The sequence below is a fragment of the Salinicola sp. LHM genome (genome assembly GCF_034479735.1).
GTDB classification, from domain to species: Bacteria; Pseudomonadota; Gammaproteobacteria; order Pseudomonadales; family Halomonadaceae; genus Salinicola; species Salinicola salarius.
The window spans coordinates 1,909,912-1,931,904 of the sequence record NZ_CP140261.1; the positions used below are offsets into that span (position 1 = coordinate 1,909,912).

Below are 21,993 nucleotides of genomic sequence, written 5' to 3' on the forward strand. Positions count from 1 at the left end.
CATGAGATTGCGTAAAAGCCTGGTGATGCTGGTCTATCTGCTGTTCGTGCTGGTGCCGATCTACTGGCTCGTCAACATGTCGTTGAAGTCGAACCGGGAAATTCTCGGCGGCCTCACCCTGTGGCCGGCGGCGCCGACTCTGGACAATTACCGAGTCATCTTCACCGAGCCGACCTGGTACGCGAGCTATCTCAATTCCCTCAGCTACGTGTCGATGAACATGCTGATTTCGCTGCTGGTGGCGCTGCCGGCCGCCTATGCGTTCTCGCGCTACCGCTTTCTTGGCGACAAGCACATGTTCTTCTGGCTGTTGACCAACCGGATGGCGCCGCCGGCGGTGTTCCTGCTGCCGTTCTTCCAGCTCTATTCGGCGGTGGGGCTGTTCGATACGCCGATCGCCGTGGCGCTGGCGCACTGCCTGTTCAACGTGCCGCTAGCGGTGTGGATTCTCGAGGGCTTCATGTCGTCGGTGCCCAAGGAGATCGACGAAACGGCTTATATCGACGGCTATACCTTTCCCAAGTTCTTCGTCCGCATCTTCTTGCCGATGATTCGGCCCGGCATCGGTGTCACCGCATTTTTCTGCTTCATGTTCTCGTGGGTGGAGCTGCTGCTGGCGCGGACCCTGACTTCGGTCGACGCCAAGCCGATCGTGTCGCAGATGACCCGCACGGTATCGGCATCCGGCATCGACTGGGGCGTGCTGGCGGCAGCCGGGGTGGTGGCACTGCTGCCCGGCATCGCCGTGATCTATTTCGTGCGCAATCACGTCGCCAAGGGCTTTGCCCTGGGCCGCGTCTGATCGGCTTGCCGGAAAGGGAGGAGATCATCATGGGCTGGATGGCCTGGACACTACCGACGGCACTGTTCTTTTCGGCGATCGCGCTGATGCTGGTGGCGATGACGGTCTGGCAGACCGTATCGCCCGGGCGCGAGCGCAAAGGGTTCCTGCCGTTGGCCACATCGCGCGGCGACCGGCTGTTCATCGGCCTGCTGGCATCGGCATACGTGCATCTGCTGGTGTTGGCATTGACCGACTGGCCGCTCTGGATCGCGACGGCGATCTGCGTGGCAGGAATGGCAATCATCATGAAATGGGGGTAACGCACCGACCGGAACCATTATCTGCATCGGATAGCGCCACGGCAGGAAAAGCGAAGGATAACAAACGGGGGTTAACGCTATGTTCGATATCAAGCACGCCAAATCGTTTCGCCGAATGCCGCTGGGCATTGGCGTCGGGGTCTGTCTCGCGGGGCTGATGGCCGTATCGGGAGTCGCGGTTGCCGATCAGTACCAGGACGCCGCCAAACGCTGGCTGGACGACGAGTTCGAGACCTCGACGCTCACGCCCGAGCAGCAGATGGCTGAAATGCAGTGGTTCATCGATGCCGCCAAGCCGTATCGCGGCATGCAGATCAATGTGGTTTCGGAAACGCTCACGACCCATAAATACGAATCCGAAGTGCTGGCCCGGGCGTTCAGCGAGATTACCGGTATCCAACTGACCCACGATCTGGTTCAGGAAGGGGACGTGATCGAGAAGCTGCAGACGCAGATGCAGTCCGGCCGCAATATCTACGATGCCTATGTCAACGATTCGGACCTGATCGGCACCCACGCGCGCTACGGCAAGGTGGTGCCAATCTCCGACATGATCGAGGGCGACGGGGCCGAGGTCACGTCGCCGACGCTGGATCTCGACGACTTCATCGGGCTCTCGTTCACCACGGGGCCTGACGGCAAGGTCTACCAGCTTCCCGATCAGCAGTTCGCCAATCTCTACTGGTTCCGCGCCGACTGGTTCGATGATCCGGAGATCAAGCAGCAATTCAAGGAGAAGTACGGCTACGAGCTGGGCGTGCCGGTGAACTGGTCTGCCTACGAGGATATCGCCGACTTCTTCACCAACGATGTCCACGATATCGACGGCGTACGCGTCTACGGCCACATGGACTACGGCAAGAAGGATCCCTCGCTGGGCTGGCGCTTCACCGATGCCTGGTTCTCGATGGCGGGAGCGGGCGACAAGGGCATTCCCAACGGTCTGCCGGTCGACGAATGGGGGATTCGCGTCGAGCAGTGCCATCCGGTGGGCTCGAACGTTACTCGTGGCGGCGCGACCAACGGCCCGGCAGCGGTCTTCGCGACCCAGAAGTACATCGACTGGCTGCACGCCTATGCGCCGCCGGAAGCGCAGGGCATGACGTTCTCCGAAGCGGGGCCGGTGCCGGCGCAGGGCAATGTCGCGCAGCAGATCTTCTGGTACACCGGCTTCACCGCCGACATGACACAGCCAGGCCTGCCGGTGGTCAACGAAGACGGCACGCCCAAATGGCGCATGGCGCCGTCACCGGTGGGCCCTTACTGGGAAGACGGCATGAAGAAGGGCTATCAGGACGTGGGGTCCTGGACCTTCATGGAGTCGACGCCCGAGAAGAACCGTCTCGCCGCCTGGCTCTACGCGCAGTTCGTGACGTCGAAGACGGTTTCTCTTCAGAAGACGCTGGTGGGGCTGACGCCGATTCGCGAGTCCGACATCCAGTCCGACGCGATGACCGAAGCCGCGCCCAAGCTGGGCGGGCTGGTCGAGTTCTATCGTAGCCCGGCGCGGCTGCAGTGGTCGCCGACCGGAACCAACGTGCCGGACTATCCCAAGCTGGCGCAGCTGTGGTGGCAGTTCATCTCCCGCGCTGTCAGCGGCGAGACCAGTGCCCAGGAAGCGCTGGACGGTCTGGCGGATGCGCAGGATCGAATCATGGAGCGCCTGGAGCGCGCCAACGTCCAGCCGCAGTGCGGGCCGAAACTCAACGAGCCACGTGATGCCCAGTACTGGCTGGACCAGCCCGGCGCGCCCAAGCCCAAGCTCGATAACGAAAAGCCGCAGGGCAAGACCGTTCCGTATGACGAGATGGTGAAGTCCTGGCAGGAAAGCTGAGCGATTCCTCGGCCCGAGGCTGCAACTCGAGATGTTCGCGTCGCCTGGGCGATGACCTTCCCGCCGGTTGTCCGGCGGGATTCTTTTGCTCCGCTTTCGCCCGCAGCGGCGCTATTGTGCGCCTGACCTCACGACTTTTGACCGGGTGATAGATACCATGGAGGGACAGCAGGAGTAGAACATGTCACTGAATTCGTTGTTCGAGCATATTCATCAGTTACCCAGCGTGCCCGCCGTGGTCACCGAGTTGATCGCCAGTCTGGATAACGACAAGATCAGTATTCACCGCGTCTCGACCACGATTCATAAAGACCCCAACCTGAGTCTGAAGTTGTTGCGCTCCGCCAATTCCGTGCGATACGGCATGGGACGAAACGTGGCGACGATCGACGATGCCTTGTTGTTGCTGGGCTTCGATCGCGTGCGCATGCTGGTCATCGCCTCTGGCATGGTCGGTTTGCTCAAGGAAGTGCCCGGTCTCGACCGTCAGGCGTTCTGGCACGAGTCGTTCATGGTTGCCAATCTCAGCCGTACGATCGTGCGGCATAGCCAGTTGCAAGACCTGGTGCCGGAGACCGCTTTCACCTGTGGCATTCTGCATCATGTGGGGTCGGCGTTGATGCACATCGGCCACCCCGAAACCATGCGGCGGATCGACGCGCTGGTCGCAGAGGGCGCGCCGCGAGCCGAACTGGAGGCCGATCAGTTCGGTTATACCTTCTGCGAGGTAGGGGCCGAACTGGGGCGTCGGTGGCGCTTTCCCGAGGCCATCTGCAACGCGCTGACCTATCAGGGCAAGCCGCTGGAATCCGTGCCGTTCTCGGCGTACGCCGCCGTCGTTCATCTGGCCATCGGCCTCTATCACAATATCGCCAATGGACGGCGTGAAGAGCATGCCCTGGGCGAGATGCCGCGGGACGTTCGTCGGCCGCTCGCACTGGATCTGCTTTCGCTTTACGAGGAGATCCTGCAGGTCATGCGCACGGATAACGAACTGGACGTTTTCCTGGATTGAGCCCTGAGTCGCCGTACGCGCCCCGTGGAGGGGCGATCAGACGATCGAGGCATTGGCGTTCAGATCGCTGGCCTCGGTGAATACGCGGCACAGGCGTTCGATACCGGCCTGATCCTCGGCGCTGAAACGTGCAGGAACGGGGCTGTCGATGTCCAGCACGCCCCATACCTTGTCACCGACGACGATCGGCACGACCAGTTCGGAACGCGACGCCGCATCGCAGGCGATATGATCCGGCACCGCATGGACGTCGTCGACGCGCTGGGTCTGGCGCGAGCGGGCCGCGGCGCCGCAGACGCCCTTGGAAAACGGAATCGGATTGCAGGCCGGCAAGCCCTGGAATGGGCCGAGAACCAGTGTCTCGGGTTGGCGCTGGAGATAGAAGCCGACCCAGTTCAACTCGCCTAGCGTCTGCGTCAAAAAGGCGCTGGTCTGGGCGGCGTTGGTCAACCAGTCGCGAGTATCGAGCAGGGCTTTCAACTGGCGTTCGAGGGAATCGTAGTCGGTCATCACGGGTTTCCTTGTCACGTGAACAGGGTGTCGAAACCAGAAACCAGCGCCCTGGGGCGCTGGTTTCCGATTCGCTACGGTGGCTGGCGAGAACCGGCCAGCGGATTCGCCGACCGGTGTCTGGCGACCGGCTTACTTCCAGCCGGGAACGGCGCCACCTTCGAACAGCGCTTTGGCCTTGTCGGCGACGGCGTCCGACTGGTAGGCCTTGACCAGTTCCTGAATCGCTTCGCGGTCCTGGTCGCCGCCACGCACCACGATCAGGTTGACGTAGGGGGAGTCCGGGCCTTCCTTGATCAGCGCATCATCCAGCGTCAGACCGGCGGGCTGCGTGAAGGTGCTGTTGATGAAGGCCAGGTCGACGTCCTGTAGCACGCGCGGCATCTGGGCGGCCTCGATCTCCTTGAACGAATAATCGTGCGGATTCTCGGTGATGTTGATCGGCGTCGCTTCCAGGTTTTTCGGATCGTCGAGCGTGATCAGTCCGAGGTTGTCCAACAGGATCAGCGCGCGACCTTCGTTGGTCGGATCGTTGGGTACGGCGATGGTCGCACCGTCGGGCAGATCGTCGATGCTGTCGTACTTGGCGGAATAGGCGCCGATCGGATAGACGAACGTCTTGCCGGCAATGGCGAAATCATAGCCGCGGTCGTTGACCATCGAGCGCATGTAGGGCTCGTGCTGATAGGCATTGGCGTCCAGGCTGCCATCGGCGAGCGCCGCATTGGGCGTGACGTAGTCGGTGAACTCGACGATCTCGACATCGAGGCCGTACTTTTCCTTGGCGACCTGCTTGGCCACCTGCATGACATCGGTCTCCGGACCGGCCATGGTGCCGACCTTGATGGTATCGTCGGCGGCGTGCGCAGTGCCGACGGCCAGCCCCAGGCTCAGCGCGGCGGCACTCAGTGTACGTGTCAGTGAAATCGGCATTGGCGAGATTCTCCCTGAAAGATGTGGCAATGCAATCGGAAACGACGATGGCGCTCTTGTGGCGCCTCATGACCGCCGAAATATAACGGAATAACGGCGATCACGGTAATTCATTCTGGTTATTAGTCTAATCCGCTCTGCGCAAGCCCTTCACTTGTGATCGCTCTTGCGCACCAGATAGTCACCCAGGCTCTGAAACAACTGCACCATCACGACCAGCACCACCACGGTGATCAGCATCACGGTCGGGTTGAAGCGGTTGTAGCCGTAGCGGATGCCCAGGTCGCCGAGCCCGCCACCGCCCACGGCGCCCGCCATGGCGGAGTAGCTGACCAGGGCGACGATGGTGATCGTCAGGCCGTTGATGATGCCGCCACGCGCCTCCGGCAGCAGGACCTTCATGATGATCTGCATCGGCGTCGCGCCCATCGACTGGGCGGCTTCGACCAGGCCGGGAGAGACTTCGTTAAGCGCGCCTTCGACCAGCCGGGCGACGAACGGAATCGCGGCGATCGTCAGCGGCACGGCGGCGGCATTGGTTCCGATGGAACTGCCGACGATCATGCGGGTGAACGGAATGATCGCCACCAGCAGGATGATGAACGGCACCGAGCGCCCGACGTTGGTGACGATGCCGAGTATCGTGTTGACGGCCGGCTGAGCGAGGATCTGGCGCGGCCGGGTCACATACAGCAGCACGCCGAGGGGGACGCCTGCCAGCGCCGACAGAATGCCGGCGACGGCGACCATGTAGAGCGTTTCCAGCGTGGACTGCCAGACGAGATCAATCAGTGCGCTGGACATGACCCATTACCTCCACTTGCAGATCAAAGGATTCGAGCGTCGTCAGTGCCTGCCGTGTCTGCGAAGCACTGCCCATCAGTTCGGCGATCATCAGGCCGAGCGTACGCCCCTGAATGGATTCGACCTTGGCCTGGAGGATGCTGACATCAATGCCGTGTTCCCGGGCCAGGCGCGAGATCAGCGGAGTGGACACGCTGTCGCCGGAGAAGGTCAGCCGCACCACGGGATGGGTGGTTTCGCTGGGCTCGGGTTCGAGCCGCTCGATCAGCGCCTGGGGCGCTTCCAGCTTGAGGAAGTCGTTCAGAAACTCCCGTCCCAGTTGCGTACCCGGCGCCGTGAAGAAGTCGCCGACATCGGCGTCTTCGACTAGGCGGCCATCGGAAATCAGCCCCACGCGATGGCAGATGGTCTTCACCACCTCCATTTCGTGGGTGATCAGCAGGATGGTCAGCCCCAGCTGCCGGTTGATCTCCTGCAGCAGCGTCAGGATCGAGGCGGTCGTCTGCGGGTCGAGTGCCGATGTGGCTTCGTCGCACAGCAGCACCTTGGGGCGGCTGGCCAGCGCGCGGGCGATCGCCACGCGCTGCTTCTGCCCGCCGGAAAGCTGGGCCGGATACTGTTTCGTCTTGTCCGCGAGCCCGGTCATCTCCAGCAGCGGAAGGACGCGCTCGCGAATGGTCTGGCGCGACTGGCCCATCAGTTCGAGCGGCAGGGCGACATTGTCGTAGACGGTGCGGTTGGTCAGCAGATTGAAGTGCTGAAAGATCATGCCGCATTGATGGCGTGCCTGGCGCAGCGCGGCGGCATCCATCGCGGTCAGATCCTCTCCATCGATGAGAACCCGGCCGGCGCTCGGGCGCTCGAGCAGGTTGACGCAGCGAATGAGCGTCGACTTGCCAGCGCCGGAGAGGCCGATGACGCCGTGAATCGTGCCTTTGGGCACCTGCAGGTCGATATCTTTCAGCGCCTGCACGGCACCGGGCCCGCTGCCGTAGGTTTTGGAGACGTTGTCCAGAGTGATCATTAGGCGTGTCGAAAGCGTCTGTCTGGGAATCGGGAGAGCGGGTAGGGTGTCTCGCGCCATAGGGACTGCCGGCGCCAGCCCCGCTTCGATGAGGGCGCTAGTATACGGATCTCGCCGGACCAGAGCGACCGCTGGCGTCGGCATCGGTCGCGAGATACCGTAAGCGACGGCGGCCGGCTTGCCGCCACACAGTTTTCGCTCTCAGTGACAACTCTCTGCCTCAAAGGCTCAAGACTCTGTTTCAAGACACTTTTGAAAGACAACAAGGAGAAAGTCGATGCTGCCGTCACTCGATGATCAGGCCCTGAACCAGCTCTTTCTGGAAGCGCATACCCATAATGCCTGGCAATCGCGGGAAATTAGCGAGGAGACTCTGCGCAAGCTCTACGAGCTGGTCAAGATGGGACCGACCTCGGCCAACTGCTGCCCGGCGCGCTTCGTTTTCGTTCGCTCGGCGGCGGGAAAGGACAAATTGCTGCCGTGCGTCTCTTCCGGTAACGCCGAAAAGACGGCGACGGCTCCCTGCACGGTTATCGTGGCCTACGACAAGCGCTTCTATGATCAGTTGCCGACGCTGTTCCCGCACACCGATGCGCGCAGCTGGTTCACCGGGAGCGAAGCCTTCGCCGAGCAGACGGCGCTACGCAACAGTTCGATGCAGGCCGGCTATCTGATCCTGGCGGCGCGGGCAATGGGGCTGGATACCGGGCCGATGTCCGGCTTCGATGCCAAGGCACTGGATGAAGCGTTTTTCGCCGGTACCGATTGGACGACCAACCTGCTGGTCAATCTGGGTTATGGTGACGTTTCCGGCGTCAAGCCGCGTCTGCCGCGCCTGGCATTCGAAGAAGCTTGCCAACTGGCTTGAGCCAACGGACCAAACGATCGACTTTGCCGTGTAGAACCCCCCGCTCGGTCAGTTCCGTCGGGCGGGTTTTATCGCAGCCACCAAAGTGCCGCCGAAGCCGCTTCAGGACTCCTTCGGCCGCGGCAGCAAGCCGCCCAGCACGATGCGCTGAATATTGTCGACCGTGGCTTCGAAGAACTCGGGATCAGCCAGCGTCTTGCCGGAGATCGCTTCGATCTGTACGGCAAAATCGGCGTAATGCTGCGTGGTGCCCCAGAGCAGATAGATCAGATGATGCGGGTCGACCGGCAGTAAGCTGCCGTGCGCTATCCAGCCTTCGATGACTTTCGATTTTTCCTCTACCAGCGCGCGCAGATCACTATGTAGTTCTTCCTTCAGCAGTGGCGCGCCCTGGATCATCTCCAGGCAGAAGAGCCGCGACGCCTGCACATGATCCCTCGACAGCTCGACCTTGATACGAATGTAGTGATTGATGGCCGCTTCCGGGGACTGGTCGGCATCGATGGCGCGTATCGGTTCCAGCCAGGTATTCAGGATTTGCTGCAAGACCGAGATGTAGAGCTTTTCCTTGGAAGGAAAGTAATAGAGCAGATTGGTCTTGGAGACGCCCGCCTGATTAGCGATGGCGTCCAGGCTGGCCCCGCGCAGACCGAACTGGGAAAACAGCGATAGCGCCGCATCTCGAATACGTTGCTTGCGGGCTTCACTGGCAGCGGCGCGGCCAGGGGAGACGGCGGCGCTAGGCGTGAGTGGCGTCATGGACATCCTGGTTGGTAAAGACCTGAATGGCGTGCCAATTCTCTACCCAAAGGCATCGAGCCGTGGCCATTACAGGTCGATAACATTCGCTGGCACTTTACCACGTCGGTTCGGGCCTGGCGCCATCGACCTCGGTCAACGACTCGGTCAACGACTCGGTCAGCGACGAGCCTCGCTGCGCACCGAAATTGCGCGAACGTGCCATTCCTTGCGTCATTGCTGAGCGACTTTTCTTTCTGGTTGGACCAAATGGTCTGACAGTCTGGTTGCGTCGCGTCCCAAGTCATTGAAAACGGATACGGTACGACGCGTTGGCACGTCTGTTGTAAAGGGATTGTCAGGTGTCGGGGCCGACAGAGGCCGGCGGCAAATCTCGATAATGAGAGCCGAATGACGAGGTGACTCATGCAACTAGGTGTCTTTATCCCTATCGGTAACAACGGCTGGCTGATTTCCGAAAACGCGCCGCAGTACATGCCGACCTTCGAACTCAACAAGGCTGTGACCCAGAAGGCCGAAAGCTACGGCTTCGAGTTCGTGCTGTCGATGATCAAGTTGCGCGGCTTCGGCGGCAAGACCGAGTTCTGGGAGCACGCGCTGGAGTCCTTCACTCTGATGGCAGGGCTGGCGGCCGTGACCTCGAAGATCAATCTCTACGCTACCGCGGCGACGTTGGTGATGCCGCCGGCGATTACCGCGCGCATGGCGGCGACCATCGACTCGATTGCGCCGGGGCGTTTTGGCATCAATCTGGTGACCGGCTGGCAGAAACCGGAATACAGCCAGATGGGGATGTGGCCGGGAGACGAGTACTTTGCCAAGCGCTACGCCTACCTCGATGAGTACACCACAGTGCTGCGGGATCTGCTGGAGACGGGGCGCAGCGATCTGAAGGGCGACTTTTTCCAGATGGACGACTGTCGCCTGAGTCCGCGCCCCGAACAGGGCGTCAAGATCGTCTGCGCCGGCCAGTCGAGTGCCGGCATGGCCTTCACCGCCAAGCACGCCGACTACAGCTTCTGCTTCGGCAAGGGGCTGAATACGCCGACGGCGTTTGCCGATACCGCCGAGCGTCTCAACGCGGCGGGCAGGGAATCCGGACGCGATATCGCTTGCTACGTGCTATTCATGGTGGTCGCCGACGAGACCGACGAAGCCGCGATGGCGCGCTGGGAACACTACAAGGCCGGCGCCGATCAGGAGGCGCTCGACTGGATGGCCGACCAGGGCAGCCAGGACAAGAGCTCGGGCAAGGATACCAATGTGCGCCAGATGACCGACCCGACATCGGCGGTCAACTTCAACATGGGGACTCTGGTCGGCTCCTACGCCAACGTCGCGCGGATGCTCGACGAGATCGATACCGTCGAGGGCATCGGCGGCGTGATGCTGACGTTCGATGACTTTCTGGCAGGACTGGATATCTTCGGCGAGCGCGTGCAGCCTCTGATGAAGACCCGGGTCGAGGTTGTCGACGCACCAGCCGAGACGGCGGAGGTGGCAGAATGAGCGGGCTCAAGCAGACGCCGGTGGTCCGCCGTGATGATGTCTCCGCCAACGACGAGATCGTGCTGGCCGGTCGGCCGGAAGCGATCGCGATGCCGTGCTCCGAGACGGCATTGATCGTCGTCGACATGCAGAACGCCTACGCCACCCTGGGCGGCTATCTCGATCTGGCCGGTTTCGATGTCACCACCACCGGGCCCATCATCGAGCGAATTGCCAAGGCGATCAAGCTGGCGCGCGCGGCGGGTATCCAGGTGATCTTCTTCCAGAATGGCTGGGATGCCGAGTACGTCGAGGCCGGCGGCCCGGGGTCTCCCAATTGGCATAAATCCAACGCGCTCAAAACCATGCGTCAGCGCCCCGAACTGCATGGGCAACTACTGGCCAAGGGGACCTGGGACTACGCACTGGTCGACGATTTGAAGCCTCAGCCTGACGATATCGTGCTGCCGAAGCCGCGCTATAGCGGGTTCTTCAACACGGCGCTGGACAGCATCCTGCGTTCGCGGGGTATCCACCACCTGCTGTTCACCGGTATTGCCACCAACGTGTGCGTCGAGTCGACGCTGCGTGATGGCTTCTTCCTGGAGTATTTCGGCACCGTGCTGGAGGACGCGACCTATCAAGCCGGTCCGCCGTCGGCGCAGAGCAGCGCCATCTTCAATATCGAAACCTTCTTTGGCTGGGTGTCGAGCGTCGAGGCTTTCGAGGATGCCTGCGCGGCTCGAACCGACGCCCGGCAGCCACACGCTTCATCCATGACTTCATCAGCAGCAGGAGAGTGATCATGCCCAAGACAAGTGTGATCCCCGCCGGTTCCGGTGCGCCTCTGGCCCCGTTCGTCCCGGGTAGCCAGGCCGACAATATCCTTTACGTTTCCGGCACGCTGCCGTTCGACAAGGAAAATAACGTGGTTCACGTCGGTGACGCTGCCGCCCAGACCCGCCACGTGCTGGAAATCATCCAGAGCGTGGTCGAGACCGCTGGTGGCAGCATGAATGACGTCACCTTCAACTCGATCTTCCTGCGCAACTGGGAAGACTACGCGGCGATCAACGCCGTCTATGCGGAATTCTTTCCCGGCGAGAAGCCTGCCCGTTACTGCATCCAGTGCGGGCTGGTGAAGCCGGATGCGCTGATCGAGATCGCCTCGATCGCGCATTTGCCTCACTGAGTCGTTGATTGACGCTTTGCCGGGAGGATCTCGTCAATGCACTACGAAATACTGGGACGCACGGATCCCGACGCCCCGACGATTCTGCTCTCCGCGGGATTGGGTGGCGCCGGTCGTTTCTGGGAGCCGCAGCTGGCTTCGCTGGAGACGACACACCGGGTGGTGATCTATGACCACCTCGGCACAGGCAAGAGCCCGGCCGAGCTACCGATCGGTTACGCGATCGATGACATGGCGCAGGAGGCGCTGGCCCTGCTCGACCGATTGGACATCGAGCGCGTCGATTTCATGGGGCATGCCCTTGGCGGGCTGGTCGGGCTGCAGATGGCGCTGCTGGCGCCGGCCCGGCTCGATCGATTGGTCGTGATCAACGCCTGGAGCCGTGTCGACGTCCAGAGCGAGCGCTGTTTTCGGGTACGCCTGGCGCTGCTCCAGGACAGCGGCGTCGAAGCGTATCTGCACGCGCAGCCGCTGTTCCTGTATCCCGCCGACTGGCTGTCCGCCAATCACGACAGGCTACTGATCGAAGAAGCCCATGCCCTCGAACATTTCCCGGAAAAGCAGAACGTGCTGGCCAGAATCGGCGCACTGTCGGCCTTCGATGTCGATGCTCGGCTAGGAGAGATCGATACGCCCACGCTGGTGATTGCCTCGCGGGACGATCTGCTGGTCCCGTACACGCAATCCCGGCACCTTGCCGAGGCATTGCCCAACGCACGGCTGGAAATGTTCGACTATGGCGGGCACGGCCTGACGGTGACCGTTCCGGCGGCGTTCAACGCTTCGGTAGAGCGATTCCTGACAATCCGATCACCACTCCGATGATGTGATCGTCACCGTTGAGAGACAGGAGGAAGGTTCCATGATGACGTCGTTACGAAAACCTGAATATGCCATGGAAGCACCAAGTACGGTTTCGCCATCGGAGTTTCGCGAGGCAATGTCGCATCTGGCTGCCGCGGTCAACGTGGTAACCACCGATGGCCCCGGTGGGCGCGCCGGCTTCACGGCGTCTGCCGTGTGCAGCGTGACCGACGAGCCGCCGACGCTGCTGGTCTGCATCAATCGCAATGCTTCGGCCTATCTCGCCTTCGCGGACAATTCAACGCTCTGCGTCAACGTCCTGAGCGCCGATCATCAGGATGTCTCCAACGCCTTCGGCGGCAAGACGCCGATGGCGGAACGCTTCGCCCACGCCGAGTGGACGACGCGAGAGACCGGCGCGCCGGTGCTGGCGGATGCGTTGGCGCATTTCGAATGTCGGATCAGTCAGCGTGTGCGGGTCGGCACGCATGAGGTGATGTTCTGCGAGATCGTGTCGATGGCGACCTGTGACGAGAGCCAGTGTCTGCTCTACTTCGACCGCCGCTATCACCAACTTCCCAGGCTGGTCGCCAACGGTTGAAAGCCGCCGCGCCACGGGCTGCGGGAGTCTTTTCTCGCATCGTAATAAACAAGAGTGGGGGGTAAAACAATGACAATCTCTACATCCCGCATGGTCGAGCGTGACGGCAAGGTCGAACTTGCGCTCGGCGACGACGTCCGCGACAGCGCCTGTTTTAACCAAGACATCGCGCCGACGACAGCCAGCGAGCGAACCTGGTCGAAATGGAACATCGCCGCGCTCTGGGTCGGACTTTCGATCTGCGTGCCGACCTACACCTTGGGTGGGGTGCTCACCGCCTATTTCGGGCTGAGTGTGGGCGAGGCCTTGGTCGCGATTCTGCTGGCCAACGTGATTCTGTTGATTCCGCTGACGTTGAACGCCTTTCCCGGGACCCGCTACGGCATTCCGTTCCCGGTCGTGCTGCGCTCGTCATTCGGCATTCGCGGTTCGAACGTTCCTTGCCTGATCCGCGCGCTGGTCGGTTGCGGCTGGTTCGGCATCCAGACGATGTTCGGCGGCCTGGCGATTCATCTGCTGCTATCCGCGATCATGCCACCGTGGCAATCGCTGGACGGCTGGGGACAAGTTCTCGGCTTCTTCATTTTCGCGGCGATGAATCTCTGGGTGGTGATTCGCGGTGCGGAGTCGATCAAGTGGCTCGAGACGCTGTCGGCGCCGTTGCTGTTGCTCGTCGCCATTGGGTTGATGGTATGGGCGCTGCCGCACGTTTCGCTGAGCGAGTTGATGACGCAGCCGCCGTCGCGCCCGGAAAGTGCGTCGGTAACGACCTACTTTCTCTCGGGACTCACGGCGATGGTCGGATTCTGGGCAACTCTGTCGCTGAACATTCCGGATTTCAGCCGCTTCGCCAGGAGCCAGAAAGATCAGATCGTCGGGCAGATCATCGGGCTTCCGCTGACCATGTTCTTCTTCGCCGCGTTGGGGGTGGTGATGACGGCGGCGTCGGCTTCGCTGGTAGGTGAGACCGTCTCCGATCCAGTCACGTTGATTGGTCACATCGATAGCCCCGTCTGGGTATCGGTCGCCATGGTATTGATCGTGATCGCCACGATCTCGACCAATACGGCGGGTAATATCGTTTCGCCGACCAATGATTTCCAGAACCTCGCCCCCAAGTTGATCAATCGCACGGGCGGCGTGCTGTTGACCGGATTGGTCGGTACCTTGCTGATGGGATATGACCTGCTGCAGAAGGCGGGGGTGATCGTCTCCGACGTGACGCTTGAGAGTCTCTATTCCAACTGGCTGCTGGGCTACTCGAGCCTGCTGGGGCCGATCGCCGGGATCATGGCGGTGGACTACTTTCTGATCAAGCGTCAGCGTCTGGACGTGGCCGCGCTCTACCGCGATGACGGACGCTACCCGGCAATCAACGTGGCCGGCTTCATCGCCTTCGGCGTACCGGTGGCGTTGACGCTGATGTCGTTGACCACGGGGCTGTGGCAGTGGTTCTACGACTATGGCTGGTTTACCGGCTCGCTGCTGGGCGCAGTGGTCTACTACGTCGCCGGCAAGACGCTGGATCATTCACGCGATGCGCCTTATGACATTCACACGGCGGACTCTGCCACGGTTGGTTAGGGTCTGTTGACGTTTCAGCGCGAACCGCGTTGCTGCGCCAAATGGCGCCAGGCCAGGCGCGGGATGCAGAGAAGGGTGGTTCCCTTTTCCAATCCCGCAACGCCGCATGGCGCCATTTGCCGCGCAACCCGAAGGGCCGGGCCAGTTTTTGCACGGTGCTGCGTTATTCGTCGTTCATTTGGAATGACCAAACTACGCTCCTCACGCCTTGCCCCGCACAAAAACTGGCTCCGGCGCGGCCGTGCATGAAACGTCAACAGACCCTAGATAGGCTGACCAGTTGAATGTGCTGGCTGGTCGAAACGAAAAAAGGCCACCCGTTCGGGTGGCCATCAACGCTGGACACACCCTTTTAGCGAGATTGCCCGGAGACCGGCGCGCCTGCAATCGGGAACAAATCGGCGCGATGAATTGCGGGCAATCTTAGAGTCAGTCGGCGAGGGCGTCAATTTCCTGGCGGGCAGCGGTGGCGTGCTAGAATTCCCGCTCTTGTGGGTCGTCGAGGGCGTCTGTCGTCGGCGGCTCGTCATCCGCTTCAGGCGAGGGAGAGGTTCATGTTTACCGGGATCGTGCAGGATGTGGGGACCGTGGTGGCGATCGAGGAACGTGAGCAGTTGCGCACACACGTGGTATCGATGGCGCCGGCGATGCGCGAAGGTCTGACGCTGGGCGCATCGATATCCCACAACGGTTGCTGCCTGACGGTGACATCCATCGATGGCGACAATGTCAGTTTCGATCTGATGCGGGAAACCCTGCGCCTGACCAACCTGGGCGATCTCGCCGCGGGAGACCGGGTCAATCTCGAACGGGCGGCACGTTTCGGCGACGAGATCGGCGGTCATTCCATGTCCGGCCATATCATGGGAATGGCCAGGCTGGTGGAGATCGACGAGGCGCCCAACAATCGCCGGTTGTGGTTCGAGCTGCCAGCGGCGCTGGCGCGCTTCGTGTTCGACAAGGGCTACATCGGCATCGATGGCATCAGCCTGACGATCGGTGCGGTGGAGGCCGAGCGTTTCTGCGTCAACCTGATTCCCGAAACGCTGGCCAGGACGACGATCGGTGAGCGCTTGCCAGGGGATCGGGTCAACATCGAGATCGACCCGCAGACCCAGGCCATCGTCGAAACGGTGGAGCGCGTGCTGGCTTCGCGCGATCATTCGGCTGGCGGGGCGTGACGATGAGAGCGGTCGTCGCGACAGGTCGCGCCGTGGCGTTGGCTTGGGTAACATAGACGCCTTTGCGCCAGGATCAATCGTTTGCGATTTATCGTTCTTCGGTGCGCCGTGTTCGGTCAATGGAGTTTCTTCGATGAGCAGCAGTATCTACGGCGACTATATCAAGTCGGTCATCCGCACAGTGCCCGATTGGCCTCAGCCCGGCGTCAATTTTCGTGACATCACGCCGCTGCTTCAGAACAGTGCCGCGTTTCGCAAGCTGATCGACAGCTTCGTGCATCGCTATCAGGAGCTCGAGGTCGATGCCATCGCGGCGATCGACGCGCGCGGGTTCATCGTCGGCGCGCCGCTGGCCTACGAGCTGGGCTGCAGCTTCGTGCCGGTGCGCAAGAAGGGCAAGCTGCCGTTTCGAACCATCAGCGAGACCTACACGCTGGAGTACGGCGAATCGACGGTCGAGCTCCATGCCGATGCGTTCCGCGAGCGCGACCGTATCGTACTGATCGACGACATCATCGCCACTGGCGGCACCATGCTGGCAGCCGCGTCGCTGATCCAGCGCAGCGGTGGCCATGTCGTCGAGACGGCAACCATCCTCGATCTGCCGGAACTGGGCGGCTCGGCCAAGATTCGTGAGGCCGGCTATAGCGTCTTCGCGGTTTGCAGCTTTACCGAAGACGAGTAGGAACGAAACAAAAGGCCCGCCGCCGCCATCGCTACGATGGTGGCCCGATCAACAGGTTGGACCCGCCATGACCGCCAATCGTTATCAGCACCATTTCACCGTTTCCTGGGATCAGATTCATCGCGATGTCCGGGCGCTCTGTCATCAGCTCGTCGAGCGGGATTTCCAGGGTATCGTCGCGATCACGCGCGGCGGTTTGATTCCGGCGGCATTGATCGCCCGCGAACTCAACATCCGTCTCATCGATACCGTCTGCATCAAGAGCTACGACGAACAGTCCCAGGGCCAGCTGGATGTCATGAAAGGCGTCGACCACGATGGCGACGGCTGGCTTCTGGTCGATGACCTGGTGGACACCGGCAAGACCGCCCGGGCCGTGCGCGAGATGCTGCCCAAGGCGCATTTCGTTACCGTCTACGCCAAGCCGGAAGGGCGACCGCTGGTCGACCAGTATCTGACCGAGGTGGCCCAGGACTGCTGGATTCAGTTCCCCTGGGATCTGGGGCATGCCTACGTCGAGCCGCTGGTAGACCAGGTGCGTTCGCCAAAACCCTGACCGATGCGGAGCGAGTCGATGCCTCAATCCCCGTTACCCGATAGCTGGAGCGCCTACCTCGGCGAGGAATTCGGTGCGCCTTACATGCAGGCGCTGCGCGCCTTTCTCGCCGAGGAAAAGGCGGCCCACAAGGTCATCTATCCTCACTCGTCCCACTGGTTTCGCGCTTTCGAGCTGACGCCGCTGGAGCAGGTCAAGGTGGTGATACTGGGACAGGATCCCTACCACGGACCCAACCAGGCTCATGGGCTCTGCTTTTCGGTACGCCCGGGCGTGCCGACGCCGCCCTCGCTGCAGAACATCTACAAGGAATTGGCAACGGATGTCGGCACGAGTCCGGTCAATCACGGCTTCCTCGAAAGCTGGGCTCGCCAGGGCGTGATGCTGCTGAACAGCGTGTTGACGGTGGAGCAGGGCAATGCCGGCTCCCATCGCAATCGCGGCTGGGAGACCTTCACGGATCGCGCCATTCAGGTCATCAACGAACACTGCAACGGCGTGGTGTTCCTGCTTTGGGGCAGTTACGCCCAGAAGAAGGCGAGCTTCGTCGATCGCGGCAAGCATCTGGTGCTGCATGCCCCGCACCCTTCGCCGCTATCGGCGCATCGCGGGTTCTTCGGCACGCGTCACTTCTCGCAAGCCAACGCCTTTCTCCAGGCGCGCGGCGCGACGCCCGTCGACTGGCAATTGCCCGTCAGCGTCGCCTGACCCCCGGCTCGTCGCGTACAATACCGGCGTTTCCTCCATTTAGACGAAGGCGCCATCATGAGTGTGCATCCCATCTCCCATCCGCTGGTCAAACACAAGCTTGGACTGATGCGGGCGGCCGACATCAGCACCAAGAGCTTCCGTGAGCTGGCTTGCGAAGTGGCGAAGTTGCTGACCTACGAGGCGACCCAGAACCTGGAGATAGAGCCGGCGACCATCGAAGGCTGGAATGGCTCTCCGATCGATGTCGAACAGATCAAGGGCAAGAAGGTCACCATCGTCCCCATTCTGCGTGCCGGACTGGGGATGCTCGATGGCGTGACCGATCTCATTCCCAGCGCGCGTATCAGCGTCGTGGGGCTCTATCGCAACGAAGAGACGCTGGAACCGGTTCCCTATTTCGAGAAGTTCGTGAGCGACCTGGACGAACGTCTGGCGATCGTGATCGACCCGATGCTGGCCACCGGTGGGTCGATGGTGGCGACGCTGGACATGCTCAAGCAACGCGGCTGTCAGCAGATCAAGGTGATCGTGCTGGTCGCCGCCCCGGAGGGGATCGAGCGGGTGCAGAAGGCCTACCCCGATGTCGAGATCTATACCGCCTCCGTCGACGAGCGTCTCGACGAGAATGGCTATATCGTCCCTGGGCTGGGTGATGCCGGCGACAAGATCTTCGGCACGCGGTGATCGAGCGTGCCGAGGTCACGGGGGTGCTGCTCGCGGGAGGGCGCGGGCAGCGCATGGGAGGTGTCGACAAGGGCTGGCTGAGCCTCGGAGGCATTCCACTGGTTCAGCATGCGTTACAGCGCCTCTCGCCGCAGGTCGGTCAGGTCGTCATCAGTGCCAACCGTCACGTGGATCGCTATCGGCATCTGGGCTACCCCGTGGTTTCCGATCCGATGCCCGACTATCCGGGGCCCTTGGCCGGCGTGCTGGGTGCCCTGCAGACGGTTTCCACGCCCTGGGTACTGCTGGCGCCCGTGGATATGCCCTGGCTACCGGCCGACATGCTGAGCCGCCTGGCGAACGGGATCGGTGAAGCGGATATCGCGGTCGCTCATGATGGCGAGCGGCTGCAGCCTCTGATCGCGCTGGTGCGCAGCTCGCTACGAGAGGATCTGTCGCCATGGCTGGCGGCGGGCGGCGGCAAGGTCGTCGCCTGGTATGATCGGCATCGCTGGTGTCAGGTCGACTTTTCGGCCCACCGCGCACGGTTGTCCAATCTCAACACGCCGCAGCAGCATGCCTGGGCGGAACGGCATGAAGTCGACGTGAACGCGTCGCAGGGCAACCATGACGAATAGCCGCGCCGAAGCGCTCGAATGCGATATCCCCTTGCTGGGTATCGCCGCCTGGAGCGGCACCGGCAAGACGACACTGCTGGAAGCCTTGCTGCCGCGCCTGCGCGAACGAGGCTGGCCGACTGCCGTGATCAAGCATGCCCACCATGAATTCGATGTCGATAAGCCCGGCAAGGACAGCCATCGCCTGCGCGAAGCGGGAGCCGCGCCGATGGTGGTGGCATCCGGCCGCCGTTTTGCGCTGATGATGGAAACGCCCGATCGGCAAGAACCCGATCTGCCGCTGTTGATAGCGCAGGTTGCGGCCCTGAAACCCGCACTGATTCTGGTCGAAGGCTTCAAGACCTGGCCTATCCCCAAGCTGGAGCTGTATCGCGGTGACCACGGCCAGCCGCTGGCCGCCGGTATCGACCCCTGGGTTCAGGCATTGGCCTGCAAGCCCGAAGAGATGCCTGCCGAGATTCTCGATCGGTTGCCGGCGGGACTGGCACGTCTGGATCTGGATGATCTCGACGGCATTCTTGACTGGATCGTCGATTGGGCAGCGGGACAGCGCATCACAAAGCGCTGAATGGCAGCGGTGCAAATGGCTGAAACCATGGAATGTCCCCGAATCTTGCCCGATGAATGACAGGCGTCGTTACGCCATCCACACTACACTCAACGTTTGACCCAATGACTGGAAAGCGAGGCGAATTCAGCATGACGCTCACGCATCTCAACGCGCGTGGTGAAGCGCACATGGTCGATGTCGCCGACAAGCAGGAGACGCGGCGGGAGGCCCGAGCCCGTGGCAGCGTTCATATGCAGGCAGCGACGCTGGCGCTATTGTCCGAAGGCGGGTTGCCCAAGGGCGATGTCCTGGCTACGGCGAGAATCGCCGGCATCCAGGCGGCCAAGCGGACCCACGAACTGATACCGCTCTGTCACGCCTTGGCCCTGTCGAAGGTCACCATCGAATTCACGCTGGATGAGGCCGAGAGCTGCGTCCATGTCGAGGCATTCTGTCGGCTCAATGGGCGCACTGGCGTCGAGATGGAAGCATTGACGGCGGTCTCGGTGGCGTGCCTGACGCTCTATGATATGTGCAAGGCAGTCGACAAGGGCATGACCATCGATGGCGTACGTCTGGAAGAAAAGCGCGGCGGACGTTCGGGAGACTGGTCGCGGGAGCCGATGCCCGAGCCGGCGGCGGCGACAAGTCGTGATCCGTCGGCGGAAGCGGAAAAGCCGGCGGAAGCGGAAAAATCGGCCGCGATATCGCCGACGAGCGGAGTGAAGATTCAGTTTCTGGCGGAACTGCGCGAGCGCTTCGAGACTGCGGAGTGTGTGCTGGAATGGGCCCGGCTTCCTTCCCGTGATATTGCCGGCGTCAAGCTGGCATTGATCAATCAGGATCCGAAGTACAAGGCGTTGCTGAATCAGCGTGTCCTGTGCGCGCGCAACGAAGCCATGAGCCAGAACGAAGCCGCGGTTGCGCCGGGTGACGAGATCGCGTTCTTTCCACCGGTTACCGGCGGCTGAGCGAGAAGGAATCGCCATGAAGATTGTCATCAACGTACAGGAAGACGCTTTCAACACCGAGGTGGAACAAGCGCGCCTGACGGAAGGGCGTTCCGATATCGGTGCCATCGTCAGCTTTACCGGGTGGGTCAGGGACTTTAACGAACGACCGGATGTCTCCGCGCTGACGCTGGAGCATTTTCCCGGCATGACGGAAAAGGCGCTGCACGTGATTGCCCGCGAAGCTGGCGAACGCTGGGCGCTCCAGGGCGCCACCATCATTCATCGTGTCGGACGTCTCGAGCCAGGGGATGCCATCGTGCTGGTCATGACCGCCAGTGCGCACCGCCGAGCGGCGTTCGAGGCGTGTGATTTCATCATGGATTATCTGAAAACACGGGCCCCTTTCTGGAAAAAGGAGCATACCGATAGCGGCTCTTATTGGGTGTCCGAACGGCAAAGCGACCGCGAAGCCGCGAGTCGCTGGGAGCATTCATGACCGTTTTGATAGACAAGTTCTCGCGCCAGGTTCGCTATGTCCGGATCTCGGTGACGGATCGGTGTGATTTTCGCTGCGTCTACTGCATGAGCGAAGAGATGACCTTCCTGCCTCGGACACAGGTTCTGTCGCTGGAAGAGCTGTCGCAGGTGGCGCGTGCCTTCACGGAGCTGGGCGTGGAAAAGATTCGCCTGACCGGTGGCGAGCCTCTGGTACGCAAGGGAATCGATGAGCTGGTAACGGACATTGGCGCATTGCCGGGATTGAAAGACTTCGCCATGACGACCAATGGTGCCGGGCTGCGTCGTCACGCCCGAGCATTGCGTGAAGGTGGCATGACACGTCTCAACGTCAGTCTGGATTCGCTGGATCCGGAACGCTTCAAGCGGCTGACAAGAACCGGGGATTTAGCCAAGGTCATCGACGGTATTCATGCGGCGCAGGATGCCGGTTTCGAGCGTATCAAGCTCAATGCGGTCATATTGCGCGGTCGCAATGATGACGAGGTTCTCGATCTGGTGGACTTCGCCCGCGAAGAGCAACTGGATATCAGTTTCATCGAGGAGATGCCACTGGGTGATGTCTCGGATCATTCCCGTGGCGAGACGTTCTATTCCAGCGACGATGTTCAAGCCTCGATCGAGTCTCGTTACGCTCTGATCCCATCGCCGGAAACGACATTGGGTCCCTCGCGTTATTTCCGGATGCCCGATAGTGACAGCCGGGTGGGCTTCATCTCGCCTCATAGTCATAACTTCTGCAGTACCTGCAATCGGGTTCGTGTGACGGTCGAAGGCCGATTGCTGCTCTGCCTGGGCAACGAGCATTCGGTGGATCTGCGTGCCACCTTGCGTCAGTATCCAGGAGAGCTGGAACCCTTGAAGGAACAGATTGTCACAGCCATGGATTTGAAGCCGGAGCGCCATCATTTCTCGACCGACGGTGATGTACAAGTCGTCCGGTTCATGAATATGACCGGAGGTTAATGCGCTTTTTTCCGGATGCCCAAGACATTTGTTCGACAAAAGGCACGCGAATTA

Annotated in this window: 26 protein-coding genes; 21 read left to right on the plus strand and 5 right to left on the minus strand. The window is 61.5% G+C overall.

The genetic code is table 11. The features are described from left to right. Position 1 precedes the first annotated feature (1 nt). The 4 genes from R5R73_RS08820 (at position 2) to R5R73_RS08835 (ending at position 3,953) form a co-directional block, all read left to right on the plus strand. The gene (locus tag R5R73_RS08820; RefSeq protein ID WP_110633138.1) at positions 2-802 is read left to right on the plus strand and encodes a carbohydrate ABC transporter permease; all 801 of its coding nucleotides are present in this window, start codon (positions 2-4) and stop codon (positions 800-802) included. 29 nt (positions 803-831) lie between these two features. After that, positions 832-1,104 (plus strand): DUF2160 domain-containing protein, encoded by a 273-nt coding sequence (locus R5R73_RS08825; protein ID WP_110633135.1) that lies wholly within the window; start codon positions 832-834, stop codon positions 1,102-1,104. Positions 1,105-1,261: 157 nt separating this feature from the next. Then, positions 1,262-2,938 (plus strand): ABC transporter substrate-binding protein, encoded by a 1,677-nt coding sequence (locus R5R73_RS08830; protein WP_208625347.1) that lies wholly within the window; start codon positions 1,262-1,264, stop codon positions 2,936-2,938. A gap of 181 nt (positions 2,939-3,119) precedes the next feature. Then, positions 3,120-3,953, plus strand: coding sequence for an HDOD domain-containing protein (locus R5R73_RS08835; RefSeq protein WP_071230135.1), 834 nt, complete (start codon positions 3,120-3,122; stop codon positions 3,951-3,953). Between the two features lie 36 nt (positions 3,954-3,989). Here R5R73_RS08835 and R5R73_RS08840 read toward each other — a convergent pair whose 3' ends face one another. From R5R73_RS08840 to R5R73_RS08855, 4 genes are all read right to left on the minus strand, one after another. Beyond that, a complete protein-coding gene (locus R5R73_RS08840) occupies positions 3,990-4,463 on the minus strand; it encodes a GAF domain-containing protein (protein WP_071230136.1) in 474 nt (157 codons plus the stop codon). 132 nt (positions 4,464-4,595) lie between these two features. Beyond that, on the minus strand, positions 4,596-5,396 hold the full coding sequence (locus R5R73_RS08845; protein WP_110633132.1) for a MetQ/NlpA family ABC transporter substrate-binding protein: 801 nt from the start codon (positions 5,394-5,396) through the stop codon (positions 4,596-4,598). 150 nt (positions 5,397-5,546) lie between these two features. Further along, positions 5,547-6,200 carry a methionine ABC transporter permease gene (locus R5R73_RS08850; protein WP_071230138.1) on the minus strand — a complete coding sequence of 218 codons (654 nt, stop codon included), beginning with the start codon at positions 6,198-6,200 and terminating at the stop codon, positions 5,547-5,549. Further along, positions 6,181-7,224, minus strand: coding sequence for a methionine ABC transporter ATP-binding protein (locus R5R73_RS08855; RefSeq protein WP_071230139.1), 1,044 nt, complete (start codon positions 7,222-7,224; stop codon positions 6,181-6,183). Before R5R73_RS08855 ends, R5R73_RS08850 begins: the two co-directional genes overlap by 20 nt. Before the next feature lie 277 nt (positions 7,225-7,501). On the opposite strand from R5R73_RS08855, the gene R5R73_RS08860 reads away from it, so the two are divergent. Continuing rightward, positions 7,502-8,092 carry a malonic semialdehyde reductase gene (locus R5R73_RS08860; RefSeq protein WP_071230140.1) on the plus strand — a complete coding sequence of 197 codons (591 nt, stop codon included), beginning with the start codon at positions 7,502-7,504 and terminating at the stop codon, positions 8,090-8,092. Positions 8,093-8,194: 102 nt separating this feature from the next. Here the strand turns inward: R5R73_RS08860 and rutR are convergent, their stop codons facing one another. Further along, positions 8,195-8,851: an HTH-type transcriptional regulator RutR gene (rutR, locus tag R5R73_RS08865; RefSeq protein WP_110633129.1), complete on the minus strand. Its 657-nt coding sequence runs from the start codon at positions 8,849-8,851 to the stop codon at positions 8,195-8,197. Positions 8,852-9,256: 405 nt separating this feature from the next. Here rutR and rutA point away from each other — a divergent pair, with 405 nt between their 5' ends. From rutA to moaA, 16 genes are all read left to right on the plus strand, one after another. Beyond that, the gene (gene rutA / locus R5R73_RS08870; protein ID WP_110633126.1) at positions 9,257-10,360 is read left to right on the plus strand and encodes a pyrimidine utilization protein A; all 1,104 of its coding nucleotides are present in this window, start codon (positions 9,257-9,259) and stop codon (positions 10,358-10,360) included. Then, on the plus strand, positions 10,357-11,142 hold the full coding sequence (gene rutB, locus R5R73_RS08875; RefSeq protein ID WP_110633123.1) for a pyrimidine utilization protein B: 786 nt from the start codon (positions 10,357-10,359) through the stop codon (positions 11,140-11,142). Before rutA ends, rutB begins: the two co-directional genes overlap by 4 nt. A gap of 2 nt (positions 11,143-11,144) precedes the next feature. Further along, positions 11,145-11,531, plus strand: coding sequence for a pyrimidine utilization protein C (gene rutC, locus R5R73_RS08880; RefSeq protein WP_071230144.1), 387 nt, complete (start codon positions 11,145-11,147; stop codon positions 11,529-11,531). Positions 11,532-11,567: 36 nt separating this feature from the next. Continuing rightward, positions 11,568-12,356 (plus strand): pyrimidine utilization protein D, encoded by a 789-nt coding sequence (gene rutD, locus R5R73_RS08885; protein ID WP_071230145.1) that lies wholly within the window; start codon positions 11,568-11,570, stop codon positions 12,354-12,356. A gap of 70 nt (positions 12,357-12,426) precedes the next feature. Then, positions 12,427-12,936, plus strand: coding sequence for a flavin reductase (locus R5R73_RS08890; RefSeq protein ID WP_208625339.1), 510 nt, complete (start codon positions 12,427-12,429; stop codon positions 12,934-12,936). Positions 12,937-13,005: 69 nt separating this feature from the next. Continuing rightward, the gene (locus tag R5R73_RS08895; RefSeq protein ID WP_110633120.1) at positions 13,006-14,520 is read left to right on the plus strand and encodes an NCS1 family nucleobase:cation symporter-1; all 1,515 of its coding nucleotides are present in this window, start codon (positions 13,006-13,008) and stop codon (positions 14,518-14,520) included. Between the two features lie 554 nt (positions 14,521-15,074). Next, positions 15,075-15,701, plus strand: coding sequence for a riboflavin synthase subunit alpha (locus R5R73_RS08900; protein ID WP_110633117.1), 627 nt, complete (start codon positions 15,075-15,077; stop codon positions 15,699-15,701). A 133-nt stretch (positions 15,702-15,834) separates the two neighbouring features. Then, entirely contained in the window at positions 15,835-16,386 is a 552-nt protein-coding gene (locus R5R73_RS08905; protein ID WP_071230149.1) for an adenine phosphoribosyltransferase, read from the plus strand. A gap of 67 nt (positions 16,387-16,453) precedes the next feature. Beyond that, on the plus strand, positions 16,454-16,942 hold the full coding sequence (gpt, locus tag R5R73_RS08910) for a xanthine phosphoribosyltransferase (RefSeq protein WP_110633114.1): 489 nt from the start codon (positions 16,454-16,456) through the stop codon (positions 16,940-16,942). 18 nt (positions 16,943-16,960) lie between these two features. Further along, positions 16,961-17,650: a uracil-DNA glycosylase gene (gene ung, locus R5R73_RS08915; RefSeq protein ID WP_110633111.1), complete on the plus strand. Its 690-nt coding sequence runs from the start codon at positions 16,961-16,963 to the stop codon at positions 17,648-17,650. A gap of 57 nt (positions 17,651-17,707) precedes the next feature. Next, complete coding sequence (gene upp / locus R5R73_RS08920; RefSeq protein ID WP_071230152.1) at positions 17,708-18,337, plus strand: uracil phosphoribosyltransferase; 630 nt, start codon at positions 17,708-17,710, stop codon at positions 18,335-18,337. After that, a complete protein-coding gene (gene mobA, locus R5R73_RS08925) occupies positions 18,334-18,954 on the plus strand; it encodes a molybdenum cofactor guanylyltransferase MobA (RefSeq protein WP_244179856.1) in 621 nt (206 codons plus the stop codon). Before upp ends, mobA begins: the two co-directional genes overlap by 4 nt. Continuing rightward, positions 18,944-19,522: a molybdopterin-guanine dinucleotide biosynthesis protein B gene (gene mobB, locus R5R73_RS08930; RefSeq protein WP_110633108.1), complete on the plus strand. Its 579-nt coding sequence runs from the start codon at positions 18,944-18,946 to the stop codon at positions 19,520-19,522. The genes mobA and mobB overlap by 11 nt, the downstream gene beginning before the upstream one ends. A gap of 131 nt (positions 19,523-19,653) precedes the next feature. Next, positions 19,654-20,475, plus strand: coding sequence for a cyclic pyranopterin monophosphate synthase MoaC (gene moaC, locus R5R73_RS08935; protein ID WP_110633105.1), 822 nt, complete (start codon positions 19,654-19,656; stop codon positions 20,473-20,475). A 16-nt stretch (positions 20,476-20,491) separates the two neighbouring features. Continuing rightward, positions 20,492-20,953 (plus strand): molybdopterin synthase catalytic subunit MoaE, encoded by a 462-nt coding sequence (gene moaE / locus R5R73_RS08940; protein WP_071230155.1) that lies wholly within the window; start codon positions 20,492-20,494, stop codon positions 20,951-20,953. Beyond that, positions 20,950-21,939, plus strand: a complete 990-nt coding sequence (gene moaA / locus R5R73_RS08945) for a GTP 3',8-cyclase MoaA (RefSeq protein WP_110633099.1) — start codon at positions 20,950-20,952, stop codon at positions 21,937-21,939. The genes moaE and moaA overlap by 4 nt, the downstream gene beginning before the upstream one ends. The last annotated feature ends 54 nt before the right edge of the window (positions 21,940-21,993 follow it).

Excerpts from the sequence above, each read along its gene's own strand:
- R5R73_RS08820 (WP_110633138.1), top strand. The coding sequence starts at position 2 with ATGAGATTGCGTAAAAGCCTGGTGATGCTGGTCTATCTGCTGTTCGTG.
- R5R73_RS08825 (WP_110633135.1), top strand. The coding sequence starts at position 832 with ATGGGCTGGATGGCCTGGACACTACCGACGGCACTGTTCTTTTCGGCG.
- R5R73_RS08830 (WP_208625347.1), top strand. The coding sequence starts at position 1,262 with ATGGCCGTATCGGGAGTCGCGGTTGCCGATCAGTACCAGGACGCCGCC.
- R5R73_RS08835 (WP_071230135.1), top strand. The coding sequence starts at position 3,120 with ATGTCACTGAATTCGTTGTTCGAGCATATTCATCAGTTACCCAGCGTG.
- R5R73_RS08840 (WP_071230136.1), bottom strand. The coding sequence starts at position 4,463 with ATGACCGACTACGATTCCCTCGAACGCCAGTTGAAAGCCCTGCTCGAT.
- R5R73_RS08845 (WP_110633132.1), bottom strand. The coding sequence starts at position 5,396 with ATGCCGATTTCACTGACACGTACACTGAGTGCCGCCGCGCTGAGCCTG.
- R5R73_RS08850 (WP_071230138.1), bottom strand. The coding sequence starts at position 6,200 with ATGTCCAGCGCACTGATTGATCTCGTCTGGCAGTCCACGCTGGAAACG.
- R5R73_RS08855 (WP_071230139.1), bottom strand. The coding sequence starts at position 7,224 with ATGATCACTCTGGACAACGTCTCCAAAACCTACGGCAGCGGGCCCGGT.
- R5R73_RS08860 (WP_071230140.1), top strand. The coding sequence starts at position 7,502 with ATGCTGCCGTCACTCGATGATCAGGCCCTGAACCAGCTCTTTCTGGAA.
- rutR (WP_110633129.1), bottom strand. The coding sequence starts at position 8,851 with ATGACGCCACTCACGCCTAGCGCCGCCGTCTCCCCTGGCCGCGCCGCT.
- rutA (WP_110633126.1), top strand. The coding sequence starts at position 9,257 with ATGCAACTAGGTGTCTTTATCCCTATCGGTAACAACGGCTGGCTGATT.
- rutB (WP_110633123.1), top strand. The coding sequence starts at position 10,357 with ATGAGCGGGCTCAAGCAGACGCCGGTGGTCCGCCGTGATGATGTCTCC.
- rutC (WP_071230144.1), top strand. The coding sequence starts at position 11,145 with ATGCCCAAGACAAGTGTGATCCCCGCCGGTTCCGGTGCGCCTCTGGCC.
- rutD (WP_071230145.1), top strand. The coding sequence starts at position 11,568 with ATGCACTACGAAATACTGGGACGCACGGATCCCGACGCCCCGACGATT.
- R5R73_RS08890 (WP_208625339.1), top strand. The coding sequence starts at position 12,427 with ATGGAAGCACCAAGTACGGTTTCGCCATCGGAGTTTCGCGAGGCAATG.
- R5R73_RS08895 (WP_110633120.1), top strand. The coding sequence starts at position 13,006 with ATGACAATCTCTACATCCCGCATGGTCGAGCGTGACGGCAAGGTCGAA.
- R5R73_RS08900 (WP_110633117.1), top strand. The coding sequence starts at position 15,075 with ATGTTTACCGGGATCGTGCAGGATGTGGGGACCGTGGTGGCGATCGAG.
- R5R73_RS08905 (WP_071230149.1), top strand. The coding sequence starts at position 15,835 with ATGAGCAGCAGTATCTACGGCGACTATATCAAGTCGGTCATCCGCACA.
- gpt (WP_110633114.1), top strand. The coding sequence starts at position 16,454 with ATGACCGCCAATCGTTATCAGCACCATTTCACCGTTTCCTGGGATCAG.
- ung (WP_110633111.1), top strand. The coding sequence starts at position 16,961 with ATGCCTCAATCCCCGTTACCCGATAGCTGGAGCGCCTACCTCGGCGAG.
- upp (WP_071230152.1), top strand. The coding sequence starts at position 17,708 with ATGAGTGTGCATCCCATCTCCCATCCGCTGGTCAAACACAAGCTTGGA.
- mobB (WP_110633108.1), top strand. The coding sequence starts at position 18,944 with ATGACGAATAGCCGCGCCGAAGCGCTCGAATGCGATATCCCCTTGCTG.
- moaC (WP_110633105.1), top strand. The coding sequence starts at position 19,654 with ATGACGCTCACGCATCTCAACGCGCGTGGTGAAGCGCACATGGTCGAT.
- moaE (WP_071230155.1), top strand. The coding sequence starts at position 20,492 with ATGAAGATTGTCATCAACGTACAGGAAGACGCTTTCAACACCGAGGTG.
- moaA (WP_110633099.1), top strand. The coding sequence starts at position 20,950 with ATGACCGTTTTGATAGACAAGTTCTCGCGCCAGGTTCGCTATGTCCGG.